This window comes from Microbacterium sp. I2, assembly GCF_051364985.1.
Lineage (GTDB): Bacteria > Actinomycetota > Actinomycetes > Actinomycetales > Microbacteriaceae > Microbacterium.
This window is the reverse complement of the sequence record NZ_JBLWIH010000023.1, coordinates 13,611-28,740: the sequence shown is the minus strand read 5'-3', so window position 1 is coordinate 28,740 and position 15,130 is coordinate 13,611. Positions and strand designations below refer to the sequence as shown.

Sequence of the window (15,130 nt, the reverse complement as noted above, 5' to 3'; positions counted from 1 at the left end):
GGCGTGGGGACCGGTGACCGTGGGTCCTACTGCTGCTGCAGCAGGCGGTCCCAATCCGGTTCGGCGTCGATGTACTCGAACTCGACGGCCAGTGCGCCGAGTTCTTCGATGCCGGCGTCGGCGAGGTCCCACGTGAACTCCGGCAGGGTGATCCCGGCGGCGGCCTCCTCCGGGATCTCGAGGTTCGTCGCGATCGCGGCCCGCACGGCCTCTTCGTTGCCGGCAGCCCATTCGAGCGCCTCGGCCATCGCCTCGGAGTACGCCGCGACCAGGTCAGGATCCTCGTCGAGGAGCGCCTGCGTCGTGATGCTCGTGAGCACCGTCAGCCCGGGAATGGTGGCCTGGTACGGCGAGACGACCTCGACGCCACCGGCGCCGACGATCATGCCGCGGAACGGGTCGGGCGCCCACGCGGCGTCCATCGTGCCGGCTTCGAGCTGAGCGGGCACGTCGGGGAACGCCACCTCGACGAACTCGATCGTCGACGGGTCGCCGCCGTCGTCCTGCACGGCCTTGCGGATGGTGAGGTCGCCCGCGGCGCCGAGCGTGTTGACCGACACCTTCTTGCCGGCGAGGTCGGCCGGGCGCGTGATGCCCGAGTCGCCCAGAGCCACGACAGCGTTGACGTCGGTACCCTCGGCGAGGCTGTTGGCGTAGTTGCCGACGATGACGACGCCGAGATCCTGCAGGTCGGCGCGGATCGGCCCGAAGGGCTGGCCGATGGCGAACTGGATGTCGCCGCTGATGAGCGCAGGGATGGCGTTCGCGCCGCCCTGTGCTGGCACGACCTCGATCTCGAGTCCGTGCTCCTCGAAGATCCCCTCCTCCATGGCGGCCCACAGGGCCCCCGTCTCGGCGATGGGAAGCGCGGCGACGCGGACCTTGGTCAGCTCGCCGGTGTCGTTGCCCGGCTCAGCGGTGGACGTGTTGGTCGGTGCACCGGAATCGGTGCAGCCGCTCAGGGCGAGTGCGGCGGCTGCGACGACGCCGATGACGGCAAGACTCTTCTTCATTGACGGGCCTCTCGGGGACGGTGCTCGGGTTCACCGGCCGCCGGGTGCTCTCGACGTATGTCGGGTCCTCACCGCGGCGTGCCGGACTGAAGTCATCGTGCGCCCACACCTTCACGATTGTCAAGTGTTTCGTGACGCCCGTCATGAAATCGTTGAATATCGGATGCGTGTGCCCCGGGTCGCATCTCGGTCACCGCTACGGTGGCTCCGTGCTCCCGTTCCGCATCGAGGTCCCCCAGCCGGCCATCGACGACCTCCGCGCGCGGCTGTCGAGCACCCGCTGGCCGGACGACGTCACCGGCGCAGCACCGGACTGGTCCTGGGGCACGCCGCCGGGCGTGCTCCGCGAGGTCGCGGCCTACTGGCGGGACGAGTACGACTGGACTACAGCGCAGGCACGGTGGAACGGGTTCGCTCAGTACCTCGTCCCGACGGACGGAGGGAACATCCACGTGGTGCGCGCGGGCACGCCGGGGCGGACCCCTCTCATGCTCGTCCACGGGTGGCCGGACGGATTCCCCAGGTTCGAGAAGGCCATCCCGCTGCTGGCCGACCGTTTCGATCTCGTGATCCCCTCGATCCCGGGCTTCGGGTTCTCCGACCGTCCACGCCACCCTGGCGCCGGCCCGAGCCGGATCGCCGATCGATTCGCCGCGGTCATGTCCGCGCTGGGCATCGACCAGTTCGCCGTGCACGGCGCCGACCTGGGCAGCACCGTCGCGGAAGCGCTCGCCGCGAGGCACCCGGATCGGGTCACGGCTCTGCACCTCGGCGACGTACCCGCCTGGCATCGCTACACCGTCGACCCGGCGACCGCCTCCCGAGCCGAACGCGCCTTTCTGGACGGCATGGCATCCTGGTTCGCCGACGAGGGTGCCTACGCGGCGCTGCAGCGCACCAAGCCGCAGACCCTGGCCTTCGCGCTCAACGACTCTCCGGTCGGCCTGGCCTCGTGGATCGTCGAGAAGCTGCGCGCGTGGAGCGACTGCTCCGGCGACGTCTTCAGCAGATTCAGCCCTGGCGAGATCGCGGACTGGGTCTCGCTCTATTGGTTCACCCAGACGGCCGGGTCGGCGGCGCGCCACTACCGGGAGGGCGCGCTCGAGCGCAGGGATGACGGGCGCCGTCCGTCGGCACCGACCGGACTCACCCTCTTCGGTCACGACATCGCCTGTCCCCCGCGCGTGTACGCGGAGCGGTTCTTCGACGTCCGGCATTTCACCGTCGTCGCCCAGGGTGGCCACTTCGGCCCGTGGGAGGAACCGGAACTGTGGGCCGCGGACCTGACGGCCTTCCTCGACTCCGCCCTCTGAGCGGCACGCGCCTCGCTACGGCCGGCCGAGCACCGAGGGCGCGCTCAGTGCATCGCGTGCTCGGCCATGAGCGGCGACGGGTCGCCGGCGATCTTCGCGTCGATCACGAGTGGGCGGTCGCGCGGCCCGTCGAGCCAGTCCTGCACCGCGCCGAGGTCGCCGAGGGTGCGCACGGTCACGCCGTCGCATCCGAACCCGCGCGCGACCGCCGCGATGTCGGTCTCGGGGAATCGCACGATGCCGTGCTTCTCGGGCTGATCCGCGAAGAGGTGCACCTCGGCGCCGTATGCGTCGTCGTTGTAGACGATGACGACCATGCCCAGCCCGGCACGCACGGCGGTGTCGAGCTCGACCGCTCCCATCAGGAACGACCCGTCTCCGGTACCCACGACCGCCACGCGATCGGGGCGCGCGATGCCCGCCCCGATGCCGTTGGCGAGCCCCAGTCCGATCGACTGGAACGACAGCGGCATGACGAATCCCCGCTCATCCGGCACGCGCAGGAACGCGCCGGGGTACAGATTCACATTCCCGCCGTCGGGCACGACGACGCGCTCCATCGGCAGCATGGCGTCCAGGGCGGCGCTCAGCGCGGCGGGTCCGATCCGATCCGCGTGCTTCTGCTCTTCGGGAAGGTCCTGTACCCAGTACCGGCCGCGTTGCAGCCGCTCCGCCGTCTGCGGCGTGCGGTAGCCCGCGCGCGCGGGTCCGCGGGCCGTGAGGAGTTCCGTGACGGCAGCGGCCACCGCGGCGGTGTCGCCCATGACGCCGAACGTCACGTCGCGGTGCTTGCCGAACGCCCCTGGTCGGTCGTCGACCTGCACCAGCGTGGGCTGAACGGTCAGCGTGCCGCGGTGCGCGGTCCACTGGTTGAGCGCGACGCCGAAGGCCACGAGCACATCGGCCTCACGGATCAACTCCCTCGCCACCGGACTCGCGAAGCCGCCCATGACGTCCAGACCCCACTCCTCGTGGGCGAAGAGACCTCGCGCCGCCGCCGACGGTGCGAGGATCGCGCCCGTCTGAGCCGCGAGAGCGCTCAGTTCCGCCGCGGCGTGACGGGCGCCTCGTCCGCCGAGGATCACCGGGCGCTCGGCGTGGGCGAGCACCTCCACCAGCTCGGAGAGTCCTGCCGTGGATGCGCCGGCCGGAATCACTCGCGGCGGCGCGGCGATCTCCGGGATGTCGGGGCACGACTCTGCCTGCAGATCGACCGGCAGCGAGAGTACGACGGCAGCGCGGTGGCGCACCGCGTAGTCGTAGGCCGCGACCGCGTCGGTGACGGCGGTCTTCGCCGAATGGATGCGTCGAGGCACTGCCCCCACGGATGCGACCAGGGCGTCCTGGTCGATCGCGAAGTTGCCGATCGTGTCGCCCACCGCGGCGTCGCCGGAGATGACCAGGATCGGCGTGTTCGACTTGGCTGCCTCGCCGATCCCCGTCATCGCGTTGGTGAGACCGCAGCCCTGGTGGACGCTCACCGCGGCGACTCGATCGGTCAGGCGGGTGTAGGCATCCGCCATGCAGGCCGCACCCATCTCGTGCCGTGCCGCGGTGAAGGGAACACCCGCCGCGACGAGACCGTGCGTGACCATGAAGTTCCCGCTGCCCACGACGCCGAAGACGTGCGCGACGCCACGCTCGGCGAGGACTCTGCCGACCGCCTCGCCGACTGTGAGTGTGTCCGTCATCCTTCTGCTCCTCCTCGAAGTGGGCTGGTCTTGGGCGACGACGCCTTCACGTCGCGGCCTGCGTGTTCCCGGTGCGCATCAATTCGCTGGAGCGACGGATGCGGCGATAGACGTCGCCGCGGACGCGGGCGAACTCGCTGAGTTCCTTGGTCTCGATCTGGTCGCGCGGCGACGGAAGGTCCACCGCGAGGTCCGCTTCGATGAAGGTCGGCCTCGGGCCCATCACCAGGACCCGGTCCGCGAGATAGACGCTCTCGTCGATGTCGTGCGTCACGAAGACGATCGTGATCCTGAAGGCGTTGCGCACCTGCAGCACGAGGTCCTCCAGGTCGGCGCGGGTCTGGGCGTCCAGCGCGCCGAACGGCTCGTCCATGAGCAGGATCTGCGGCTGGTACGCCAGCCCCCGGGCGATCGCCACACGCTGCTGCATCCCGCCGGAGAGCTGCCAGGGGTAGCGGTCCTCGAAGCCCGCGAGCCCGACCGACTCCACCGCCGTCGTGACGCGATCGCGGCGGGCGGCACGATCGCGCACCTTGCGCGTGAGCGGGAACTCGACGTTCTGCCCGACGGTCATCCAGGGGTAGAGCGAGTTGACGTAGTCCTGGAAGACGAGCGCGACCGCTTCCGGGGGCCGGACGACCTCCTGCCCATCGACGGTGATGCTGCCGCTGCTGGGCTCGAGGAGGCCCGCCATCAGCTTCAGCACGGTCGTCTTGCCGCAGCCTGACGGACCGACGATCGTGACCACCTCGTTCTCACCGACGGTGAAGGTCAGGTCCTTCACCGCGAGTGTTCCCGTTGCGGCATCCCCGTAGCGTTTGGAGACGTTCTTCAGAGCAAGCACAGTTGTTCCTCCTTGGGTCAACGGGCCTCGGCACGCGAGCCGCGGTGCCACGCGAGCACGCCGCGTTCGATGAGGGTGAAGAGCAGGTTGAGCGTGTAGCCGAGGATGCCGAGCAGGATGATGCCCGACCACATGTCCGGGATCGCGAAGGTCCGCTGCGACTGGACGATGAAGAACCCGACCCCGTTGGTCGCCCCCACCATCTCGCTGATGACCATGATGATGAGGGCCAGCGGCAGCGCCGCCCGCATGCCGGCGAAGATCTGCGGGCCGGCGGCGCGCAGGTCGATGCGCCACAGCGTGTCCCAGCGGCCGATCCGATAGCTGGCACCGGTCTCGCGCAGCGTGGCGTCCACGCCGGTGATCCCGTCCACGGTGTTCAGCAGGATCGGCCAGACGCACACGAGTGCGATCAGGATGATCTTCGCCTCGTCACCGGTGCCGAAGGCGATCAGCGTGAACGGCAGGAGGGCGGGCGGCGGGATCGCGCGCAGGAACTCGATCACCGGGGTCGCCTGGCGCCGGATCGCCGGCACCTTGCCGATCAGGATGCCGACGCCCACGCCGAGCACGACTGCCATGAGGTATCCCGTGAACAGCCGGAAGAGGCTCGGCAGGAGTTCGCTGGGCACGAGCGTGAAGAGCCAGTTGTCGATGAAGGCGCCGACGACGTCCTGCAGCGGCGGCAGGAAGAAGTTCGACTGCGCGTTGGTGAACCACAGGACGAGGAGCACCACGACGATGGGCGTGAGCACCTCGGCCGCGATGTAGACGCCGTTCTTGAGCCTCATCGTCGCGTGCTCCGCTGTGAGACGTGCCAGTGCAGCACCTTCCGCTCGAGGGCGGCGAACACCAGATTGAGCACCACACCGAGCACGCCGCCCACGATCACGTAGGCGTACATCAGCGGGACGTCCCCACCCTCGCGTGCGCGGTTGATCTCGAGCCCGATGCCGGGTGCGCCCATGATGATCTCGCCGGTGACGGTGAGGATGAGTGCGACCGACGACGCGATTCGCAGGCCGGTCGCCAGGTACGGGGTGGCGGCGGGGATCACGACGCGGAAGAACGAGCGCACGCGACCGATCTGGAAGGATCGCGCTGTCGCGAGCTGGATCGGGTTGATCGCCCGGACCCCGTAGATCACCTGGATGAGGAGCGGCCACGTCGCCGCGAATGCCGCGAGGAAGACCTTCCCGTCCATCGAGCCGGGCCGGAAGAGCAGGAAGACCAGCGGAATCAGCGCGACGGAGGGCACCGGACGCAGGAACTCGACGATCGGCCGGGTCGCACGGTGGGCGAGCTCGCTCGTGCCGAGCAGCACACCCAGCGGGACCGCCACCAGGGTGGCGATCGTGAGCGAGAGGAACCAGCCGATCACGGTCATGGCGGTGGCCTGCCAGAACACCGGCTCGCCCATCGCTTCGAAGAGGCGGAGCAGGACGACGCTCGGCGGCGGCAGGTACCGGGACGGCAGCACATCGAGCCGCGCCAGCACCTCGACCGTCAGGACGATCACGAGGGCGCCACCGAGCGACGAGATCCCGCGCCATGCCCGGCCGACGGGGCCTGCCTCCGTGGGCCCGGGCAGTGGGCGCACGTCGTCCTTCGCCCGCGGCTGCGGTGGGGACACAGTCACGACGGTGGCTCAGTCGCGAGTCAGCTCGTCGAGGTTCGGAGCTTCGTCGATGACTCCGAAGTCGACGAGCAGCTGGCTGAGGTTCTCCAGCTGCGGCCGGTCGAGCTCCGATCGGAAGATGGGAAGGCGGATCTCGCCGGCCAGTTCAGGAGTCAGCGCGGTGTACGTCGGCAGGATCTCACGCACGGCATCCGGATTCTCCGTGGCGTAGTCGATCGACGCGGCGATCGCCCGCGCGAATCGATCGACGACATCAGGAGACGACTCGACCAGGTCGCGCGTGGTCGCCCACACGCCGTTCGGGAAGTTCTCCCCCAGGTTGTACGACGGGGTGTCGACGATGCGGCCCCCGTCCGCGAGCGTCTGCGTGATGAACGGCTCGCTGGCGAATGCAGCGTCGACCGTCCCGTTCGCGACCGCGGCGGGGACCTCTGAGAAGGGGACCTCGACGAACTGGACCGTCGAATCGTCGACATCCTGCTGCTGCAGGGACGCGCGGATCGTCGCCTCGGCGACGCCCTTGAGGGCGTTCACCCCGATCGTGGCACCCTCGAGATCCTCGACGGACTGCACGTCGGAGTCGGCGCCCGCCACGACCGTCTGCCACTCCTCCTCGACGGTGGCGCCGCCGACGTCGTTGGCCGAGATCATCACGAGCGGCAGTCCGTTGGCCGCAGCGGTGAAGAGCGGCACGTAGCCGACGGCGACGAAGTCGAACGAACCCGCCTGAAGGCCGGCGACCATCTCGGCGCCGCCGCCGACCGTGGTCATGTTGAGCTCGAGCCCTTCGTCTGCGAAGAAGCCCTCCTGCACGCCGAGGTGCACGGCGGCCATGTTCGAGGTCGGGAGTACCGCGACTTCGACGACCTCGGTCTCACCCCCGGCGCCGGCCTCGGCGGCTTCCGACGGTGCGGTCCCGGCATCCGACGAACAGCCGACCAGCAGCCCGACCGCCGCGGCTCCCACCAGCGCAGGGCCTGCGAGCCGCCGGGTCCACATCTCACGCGTCTTCATCGGTCGAGCCTCCTTGATCGACGCCGGTGGCCTCGTCGCCGACCGGCTTCGTGCCATTCTTGCGAGGTTGAGATGAACCTGCGCTTACCATTCGTCACAGTTACAATCAGTGACACTTATAGTGCCTACTGGTCAGACCGAACGGTGTCCTCCCCATGGACCTCAACCTGCTGAGAGTCTTCGTCGCCGTCTACGAGACGGGGACCGCGACCGCAGCGGCGCAGCGGCTGTTCGTCACGCAGTCGGCGGTGAGTCAATCGCTGGCGCGGATGCGGCGCGAGCTCGGCGACCCGCTGTTCCGCCGCGAAGGCCGCGTGCTGCGCGCCACCCCGGCCGCTCAGAGCCTCTATCCGGAGCTCCACGCTGCGCTCGCCCGTATCGAGACGGCGATCGCCGGAGTCACGGAGTTCGACCCCGGTACGTCGACGCATCGGTTCCGGCTCGCCCTCTCCGAGCTGGGCGAGGTCGGCTTCCTGCCCGCGATCCTCGACGCGCTCGCCCGCACCGGCCCGGGCATCACGCTCGAAGTGGTGCCGCTGGACGTGCGGGCGCTGCCGGAATGGCTCTCTCGCGGCAAGGTGGATCTCGCGATCGCCTCGACGCCCCCGCCGGGCGAGTTCGTGGGCGAGCTCCTCAAATCCGAGCGCTATGTGCTGCTCATGTCGGACTCGCATCCGCTCGCCCGCCACACACGCGTCCCGCGCGCGGCGTTCCTGAATGCGCAGCATCTCGCGACGTCGGGCGACTCCGCCGCGCCGGGCATCAGCACCGCGCTCGACCGCGTCGGGCTGCGGTACTCCCCGAGCCTCGTGGTCGGCCACTTCTCGACCATCCCGGGCCTGCTGCACGCCGGACCCTGGGTCGCAGTCGTCCCGTCGAGCCTCGCCGAGAACTGGGTGCAGACGTGGCCTCTCGCCGCGCGCCGGCTCCCCGTCGAGCTGGAGCCGATCGAGGTGCGTCTCTACGCGCGGGCGACCAGTCACGAGAGCCCGGCGCTGAGCTGGTTCCAGCGGACGGTCGTCGCGGCCGTGAAGTCGGCGCCGCGCCAGTTCTGGTCCCCGCCGGCCGCGAGCGCGCCCTGATTCCAGGCCCGCTCAGGCGGCGCCGCTGCGCGCCAGACGCTGCGCGCGACGACCCGCGGTGCTCTCGGCCCAGCCGCGCCTGATCACGCGGACCGCGTCGGACGCGAGAGCCACACCGTCGTCGAACGGATCCCGCCAGATGGCGAGCATGTCGGCCGCAGGCTCGCCCACGAGCCCGCGGGAGAATGCTTCGACCCCCCAGCGCCCCGTGTAGCCGTCGTCGATCGCGGTCTGCACCACGGCCGGGATATCCACCGCACCCGAGCCGAGGTATCCGCGGCCCGATTGGCCGAGTTCGAGGTATCCGAGCTTGGGCAGAGCGGCGCGGATCGCCGCCGACATGTCGGCCTCCTCGACGGCCATGTGGAAGGTGTCCAGGTGGATGCGCAGATCATCCGAGCCGCTCAGAGCCACGAAGTCCAGTGCCTGCGCCGCCGTGTTGAGAGCGGACGTCTCGTATCGGTTGAGCACCTCGAAGGTCATCGTGATGCCTCGCGCGGCGGCCTCGTCGGCGACCAGGCCGACCTCGCGCGCGGCGCGCTCCACTGCGGCGAAGGGGGTCGGCCCACCCGGTGGGCCGAACAGCCCGTACGGCACCCCGTTGAGCTGGTCGGCGCCGATCGCCGCGGCGAACTCCACCGCGGCGCGCAGAGCGTCCGCTCCCGCCCGGCGCTCCGCGGAGTCCTCTGACGAGACGTCCGCGCCGGGCTGCTGACCGGTCATCGCGATGGGGACGATGTCCGCCTCGTCGAAGACGCGCCTCAGGCCGGCGGCATCCGTCTCCTGCGGATTCATGGGCGGCAGCACAGCGCGCCGATAGCCGGCCCCACGCAGCTCGTGCAGAAGCGGCGCGAGGGCGACGGGTGACGCGTCGGCCAGGGCGATGCTGACGTGGAACGCCACGTCGAGGTCCAGGTCGAGATCGAGGTTCACGCGCTCATCCGCCGCCATCAGAAGACCGGGAGATCCAGGCGCTGCTTGAACACCGAATACCCGTCGTCGACACTCACGACCGTGCCGTTGATCGCGTTCGCCTCATCGGAGGCGAGGAACGCGACGACGTCCGCGATCTCTTCGGGCCTCGTGAGCTTGTTGCGCAGCTGCTCGGCCGCGAAGGTGGCCTTCAGCTCCTCGCTGAACTGGTTGATGATCGGCGTACCGACTCTTCCCGGCGTGATCGCGACGGCGCGCACGCCGTACTCGGCAAGCTCGTACGCCGCCGATCGGGTGAAGGAGATCACCGCGGCCTTGGCCGCGCTGTACGTGAACGACAACTCCGCGGCTTGCTCGCCGTAGATCGAAGACGTGCTGATGATGACGCCGCCGGTTCCCTGCTGCTTGAACTGCCGGCCGGCCGCGAGGATGCCGTAGTACACCCCGTCCTGATCGACGCGGATGATCGGCTCGTAGTCCACCGCGGGGTCGTGCTCGAGCAGCGGCCTGCCCCCCGCGATGCCGGCGTTGTTGAAGATCACGTCGAGCGAGCCGAACACCTCGACGGCGCGCGCGACGGCCGCTTCGACCTCCGGGTACTCCGAGACGTTCACCCCCACCGCGGCGACGGAGCCCTCGTGCCCCTCGCCGGCGATCTCGGCCGCCGCCGCCTCGGCCTGCTCGAGGTTGATGTCGGCGATCATCACCTTCGCGCCTTCGCTGACGAATTTGCGTACCGTTGCGAGCCCGATTCCGCTCGCGCCGCCGGTGATGAGCGCGACTTTCCCTTGCAGACGCATGGTGTTCCTCCTTGTAGTGGGTGAGTGTCTGGTGCTGGTCGGGACGGCCTTCGTGGGAGCACCTCTCCCACGAAGGCCGTCTCGCGGATCAGCCCAACTTGTCGGACGGCGTGATCTCGGCGGCGTTGTCTTTCGTGACGAGTGTCGCGTCGACGGCGACGAAGTTCTCGTCCGGCAGCGTCCCGTCCGCCTCGTACGCCTGCACCAGCTCCACGAGCTGGTCGAGGATGCTCGGCCACGGCTGCTCGATCGTGGCGAGCATGTTGCCGTCGGCCTCGATCGCGGCGATCGACTCGCTCAACGCGTCGACGCCCGTCACCTTCGCGGACGACCCCCCTTCGGCGAGGCCCTGCGCGGCGCCGAGCGCGGCGTCGTCCCACCCGGCCCACACGGCGTCGAGACCATCGGGGTTGGCTGACAGATAGTCCGACACGAAGTTCAGCGCCTCGGTGCGACCCGTCGCCGGGCTCGTGACCTGCTGCGGTTCACCGCCCACGACCGTGGCGCCCGCCTCTTCGAGAGCCTCGACGGCCAGCCCTGCCCGCATCCGGATGCCGGCGTGCGGGTCGTGGCCGATGACCATGACCGTCTTGCCGTCCAGCCCGCCCACCGACTCGTCGAGCGCCTCGACCGTCTGGTCGACGATCTGCTGCTGGTCGGTCGTGATGTTGACGGCGAACGCGTCGCTCGGCTCCGTGCCGGCATCGATCGAGAAGATCGGGATGCCGGCATCCTGAGCGGCCGTGACGATCGAGCCGATCGAAGACACGTCTGTGTATCCGTCGAGGATGACGTCCGCGCCCTGGCCGATCGCGCTCTCGACCGCGGGGTTCATCTTCTGGAAGTCGAAGTCACCCTGGATCATCGTCAGATCCCAGCCGAGTTCGTCGGCCTTCTCCTGTACCGCCTTGACCCACCAGGCACCGACCGGCGTCTGGTTGCCAGAGGTGAAGGCGATGACCTTGAGTGCTTCGTCGCCGTCGCCGGTCCCTCCGACCGAGTCCCCGCCCGAGCATCCGGTCAGGGCGATTGCCGCCGCCGCGGCGAGGGCCGCCGCAACCTTGAATCTGGTACGCACGTGACTACTCCTTTGTGTCGTTTGTGTGATCGCGGTACTGGGTGTGTGCGACCGTACGGATGCCTCTCCGCATGGTCGGCGTGGGAGGGATCCGCTATCTCTCCCGCGTCTTGAGGGACGACAGCGTGACGGCGGCGATGATGATGAGACCGGTCACCACCTGCTGCACGTAGGCGTTGACGCCGAGGATGTTCAGCCCGTTGCTCATGACGCCGATGATCGCGACGCCGATCATCGTTCCGCCGAGGTTGGCCGCTCCGGATCGGATGACGGTCATGCCGAGGAAGACGGCGGCGACCGAGAACATCATGTTGTCGCCGCCCTGCTCGGCGCTGGCGCTGCCGAGTCGCGCTGCGAGCAGGATGCCGCCGATCGCCGACACGAAGCCGGCGAGCGTGAACGCCAGCAACCTCGCGAAGCGCACGTTCACGCCCGACAGCCGAGCGACCTCGACGTTCCCGCCGATCGCGTGCCAGCGACGACCGACCGTGGTGAAGCGCAGCATGGCCCAGATGACGAGCGAGATGGCGATCGCGAAGTACACCGGCATCGGGATGGTCAGCAGGCGCCCCTGTCCGAGCTGCGTGAACTCGGGCGGCATCCCGAACAGCGTCGTGCCCGCCGTCACCAGGTACGCCAACCCGATCACCGAGGTCATCGTGGCGAGCGTCGCGACGAATGCCGACAGGTTGAGGTATGCGATCAGAACGCCGTTCACCAGTCCCACGGCGAGCCCCACGGCCAGACCGGCGAGGATCGCGACGCCCACGGAGTGCTCGTCGAGCATGAGCGCGGCCGCGACCGATCCGGCGAGGCTCGATGTCGCCCCGACCGAGAGGTCGAAATCGCCCACGACCATGACGATGGTCTGCGCCCCGGCGATGATCGCGAGGATCGAGACCTGGTACAGGATGTTCCGCACATTCACGAACGACAGGAACGAATCCGGCCGCATCAGGAAGAAGAACAGCACGAGCAGGATGAGTGCGACGACGGTGCCGCCGCTGAGCAGCACCCGCCCGGCGGTTCTCGACGACTGCTGGACGACGACCGCAGCGGTCCTCGTCGATTCCTTCTCAACGGTCATGTCACTCTGCCTGCTCATGTTCGTGGGACCTTCCATACGCGTAAGAGAGGAGGAGCTCTTCGTCGGCGCCGTCAGCCGGCACCTCGCCGGCGATCGAGCCCTCGTGCATGATGAGGATCCGATCGCTCATGCCGATGAGCTCCGGCAGCTCCGAACTGACGGCGATCACGGCGGTGCCGCTGTCGGCGAGCTCACGGATCAGGCGGTAGATCTCCGCCTTGGTCCCGACGTCGATGCCGCGTGTCGGCTCGTCCATCAGCAGGACCTTCGGCCGTCGCGCGAGCATCTTCGCCAGGACCACCTTCTGCTGATTGCCGCCCGACAGCTCCCCCACCGGCTGCCTCGCACTGCGGGCCTTGATCTGCAGATCGGTCATGCCGCGCTTCGCGATCTCAGCGATCCGGCTGCCCGAGACCCAGCCCGCACGGCTGATCGTGGCGATGTTGGCGAGGGCGACATTGTCCTGGATCGAGGCCCCGAGCATCACGCCCTGGCTGCGACGCTCTTCGGGCACGAGCGCGACGCCGGCATCGAGCACTCGCCCGACCGGCGAGCGCCGACGCAGCGGCGCACCGTCGATAGTCACGGTGCCCGAGCGGTAGTGCTGTGCTCCGGCGAGCAGGCGCAGCAGCTCGCTGCGACCGGAGCCCGCGAGTCCGCCGATGCCCAGCACCTCGCCCGCGTGCGCGGTGAACGAGACGTCTTTGACGCGGCGGCCTTCGAGGTGCTCGGCGGTCAGCACGACGTCGGTGGTCGCCGTGCCCCGCTCGGGGTAGAGCGATCCGGCCGACCTGCCGACCATCGTCGAGATGACCTCGTCGATCGTCGTGTCGGCGACATCCTTCGTCACGATCGTCTCGCCGTTGCGCATGATCGTGAGCCGGTCGCACAGCTCGAAGACCTCCTCGAGGCGATGCGACACGTAGACGATCGCAACTCCCTCGTTCCGCAGCGAGCGCAGGACGGCGAACACTTCGCGGATCTCGGTGTCGGTGAGCGATGCGGTCGGCTCGTCGAGGATGAGCACGCGGGCATCTGTCGCCAGCGCACGCGCCACGGCGACCATCGTCTGCTGTACGGGCGACAGGTCGCCGGCGAGCTTGCGCAGCGAGATCCGCTGGTTGAGCCGTTCGAGCTGCTCCTTGGCGCGACGGCGAAGCGCGCGGCCGTCCACGATCCCCGCGCGCCCCGGAAGCTGCTCGCCGAGCAGCACGTTCTCGGCGACCGAGATCGTCGGGACGATCGAGAGCTCCTGGTACAGCGCCACGATGCCGGCGTGGTGCGCCGCCCGCACGTTGGCGAAGCCGACGGCGTGGCCCTCACGGCGGATCTCGCCCGAGTCCGGCGCGTACAGGCCGGTGACGATCTTGATGAGCGTCGATTTGCCGGCACCGTTCTCGCCGAGGAGTGCGTGGATCTCGCCCGGGGCGACCGCGAGCCGCACGCCCTTGAGCGCGTGGACGCCGTCGAAGCTCTTGACGATGTCGACCGCCTCGAGGGCCGGCGCCGTGGTGGAGACGGATGCCGCCACCTCCGGGCGCCCTTCGGCGAGCGTCATGACGCCACCCCTTCGTCCACGCTGTCGTTGCACCGGATGAGGACCTTCGGATGCCGGCCGCTCACGTGCGCGTCGAAGGCAGCGGCCGCGTCTTCCAGGTCGAAAACGGCAGCGGTCAGCTCGGCCAGCTCGAGGCGCGGCAGGATCTGCAGCGCGCGGGGGAAGGCGTACGGCGACACGAAGACGCCGGTGAGCGTGAGCTCCTTGAGGTACAGGTAGTCCGAGAGGTTCAGCGGCAGTTCGAAACGCTCCGGGTACATGGCTCCGTAGACGACGGTCGCTCCCTTGGCAGCGATGTCGAGCAGGCCGGAGACCGCACGCGTGGAGCCCGACGCGTCGATCACGACGTCGTAGCCACCACCCTCGGTGATCTCGGCGGCCCGGGCGCGCTGGTCTTCCGCGACCGGGTCGATGACGTGCTCGGCACCGTGGCGCGCGGCCATCTCGCGACGGGCCTCGATCGGCTCGATCATCGTGAGCGATGTCGCTCCGTGCATCCGCATCACCTGCAGCGCGAGCTGGCCGATGGGTCCGCCGCCGCAGATGGCGACCCGGTCGCCCACGCGCACGTTCGTCTTGTCGGCGATGCGCACCGCCACAGAGGTCGGCTCGAGCAGGCAGCCGTGCGGCAGCGATACGCCGTCGGGCAGCCGGTAGACCTGCGACTCGTGCCACGTGACCGTCTCGGCCATGCCGGGTCGGTTGTACTCCTGGATGTTCTCGCAGAACTGCTGCTTGCCCGCCTGGCACGGGCGGCACGTGCCGCAGAAGCGGAGGAAGTTGCCTGCGACCCGGTCCCCGACCTTCAGCCCGTTGCGGGTCGCGCGCTCTCCGAGCGCCTCGATGATCCCCGACAGCTCGTGGCCGAGTCCGATGGGCACCTCGGTGCCGAAGAATCCCTCGGCCAGATGCGGGTCCGAGCCGCAGATCGCGGAGTACGCGACCCGGATGCGGACGTCCTCGGGGCCGAGCGGCTGCTCGGGGAAGTCCACGACCCCGATCCGGCCGCGCGTAGTCTCGTCCGGATCGCGCAGGCTGCCGATCCTGGTGACGGCGACGGTTCTCATCGTTCCTCCTG

14 protein-coding genes are annotated in these 15,130 nt (G+C 69.2%); 2 read left to right on the top strand and 12 right to left on the bottom strand.

The window, feature by feature from the left end; translation table 11 throughout:
* Positions 1–26: 26 nt before the first annotated feature.
* The gene (locus ACLKM7_RS17055) at positions 27–1,013 is read right to left on the bottom strand and encodes an ABC transporter substrate-binding protein (RefSeq protein ID WP_436448481.1); all 987 of its coding nucleotides are present in this window, start codon (positions 1,011–1,013) and stop codon (positions 27–29) included.
* Positions 1,014–1,222: 209 nt separating this feature from the next.
* Between ACLKM7_RS17055 and ACLKM7_RS17050 the strand changes: the two genes are divergently transcribed.
* On the top strand, positions 1,223–2,326 hold the full coding sequence (locus tag ACLKM7_RS17050) for an epoxide hydrolase family protein (RefSeq protein WP_436448479.1): 1,104 nt from the start codon (positions 1,223–1,225) through the stop codon (positions 2,324–2,326).
* A gap of 44 nt (positions 2,327–2,370) precedes the next feature.
* Here the strand turns inward: ACLKM7_RS17050 and ACLKM7_RS17045 are convergent, their stop codons facing one another.
* Genes ACLKM7_RS17045 through ACLKM7_RS17025 form a run of 5 tightly spaced genes read right to left on the bottom strand, consistent with a single transcriptional unit; the run spans position 2,371 to position 7,514 of the window.
* Positions 2,371–4,017 carry a thiamine pyrophosphate-binding protein gene (locus tag ACLKM7_RS17045; protein ID WP_436448477.1) on the bottom strand — a complete coding sequence of 549 codons (1,647 nt, stop codon included), beginning with the start codon at positions 4,015–4,017 and terminating at the stop codon, positions 2,371–2,373.
* Between the two features lie 46 nt (positions 4,018–4,063).
* Entirely contained in the window at positions 4,064–4,861 is a 798-nt protein-coding gene (locus ACLKM7_RS17040; RefSeq protein WP_436448475.1) for an ABC transporter ATP-binding protein, read from the bottom strand.
* 17 nt (positions 4,862–4,878) lie between these two features.
* Entirely contained in the window at positions 4,879–5,652 is a 774-nt protein-coding gene (locus ACLKM7_RS17035; protein ID WP_436448473.1) for an ABC transporter permease, read from the bottom strand.
* Positions 5,649–6,494 carry an ABC transporter permease gene (locus tag ACLKM7_RS17030; protein ID WP_436448471.1) on the bottom strand — a complete coding sequence of 282 codons (846 nt, stop codon included), beginning with the start codon at positions 6,492–6,494 and terminating at the stop codon, positions 5,649–5,651. The genes ACLKM7_RS17035 and ACLKM7_RS17030 overlap by 4 nt, the downstream gene beginning before the upstream one ends.
* Positions 6,495–6,509: 15 nt before the next feature.
* The gene (locus ACLKM7_RS17025) at positions 6,510–7,514 is read right to left on the bottom strand and encodes an ABC transporter substrate-binding protein (protein ID WP_436448469.1); all 1,005 of its coding nucleotides are present in this window, start codon (positions 7,512–7,514) and stop codon (positions 6,510–6,512) included.
* A 155-nt stretch (positions 7,515–7,669) separates the two neighbouring features.
* On the opposite strand from ACLKM7_RS17025, the gene ACLKM7_RS17020 reads away from it, so the two are divergent.
* Positions 7,670–8,596, top strand: coding sequence for a LysR family transcriptional regulator (locus ACLKM7_RS17020; RefSeq protein ID WP_436448467.1), 927 nt, complete (start codon positions 7,670–7,672; stop codon positions 8,594–8,596).
* 12 nt (positions 8,597–8,608) lie between these two features.
* Here ACLKM7_RS17020 and ACLKM7_RS17015 read toward each other — a convergent pair whose 3' ends face one another.
* The 6 genes from ACLKM7_RS17015 to ACLKM7_RS16990 form a co-directional block, all read right to left on the bottom strand.
* On the bottom strand, positions 8,609–9,529 hold the full coding sequence (locus ACLKM7_RS17015; RefSeq protein WP_436448465.1) for a sugar phosphate isomerase/epimerase family protein: 921 nt from the start codon (positions 9,527–9,529) through the stop codon (positions 8,609–8,611).
* A 17-nt stretch (positions 9,530–9,546) separates the two neighbouring features.
* Positions 9,547–10,329 (bottom strand): SDR family NAD(P)-dependent oxidoreductase, encoded by a 783-nt coding sequence (locus tag ACLKM7_RS17010; RefSeq protein WP_436448463.1) that lies wholly within the window; start codon positions 10,327–10,329, stop codon positions 9,547–9,549.
* 88 nt (positions 10,330–10,417) lie between these two features.
* Positions 10,418–11,407: a sugar ABC transporter substrate-binding protein gene (locus ACLKM7_RS17005; protein WP_436448461.1), complete on the bottom strand. Its 990-nt coding sequence runs from the start codon at positions 11,405–11,407 to the stop codon at positions 10,418–10,420.
* A 94-nt stretch (positions 11,408–11,501) separates the two neighbouring features.
* On the bottom strand, positions 11,502–12,494 hold the full coding sequence (locus tag ACLKM7_RS17000; RefSeq protein ID WP_168911952.1) for an ABC transporter permease: 993 nt from the start codon (positions 12,492–12,494) through the stop codon (positions 11,502–11,504).
* Between the two features lies 1 nt (position 12,495).
* Positions 12,496–14,052: a sugar ABC transporter ATP-binding protein gene (locus ACLKM7_RS16995; RefSeq protein ID WP_436448458.1), complete on the bottom strand. Its 1,557-nt coding sequence runs from the start codon at positions 14,050–14,052 to the stop codon at positions 12,496–12,498.
* Positions 14,049–15,119 (bottom strand): zinc-dependent alcohol dehydrogenase, encoded by a 1,071-nt coding sequence (locus ACLKM7_RS16990; protein WP_436448456.1) that lies wholly within the window; start codon positions 15,117–15,119, stop codon positions 14,049–14,051. The genes ACLKM7_RS16995 and ACLKM7_RS16990 overlap by 4 nt, the downstream gene beginning before the upstream one ends.
* Positions 15,120–15,130: the final 11 nt, after the last annotated feature.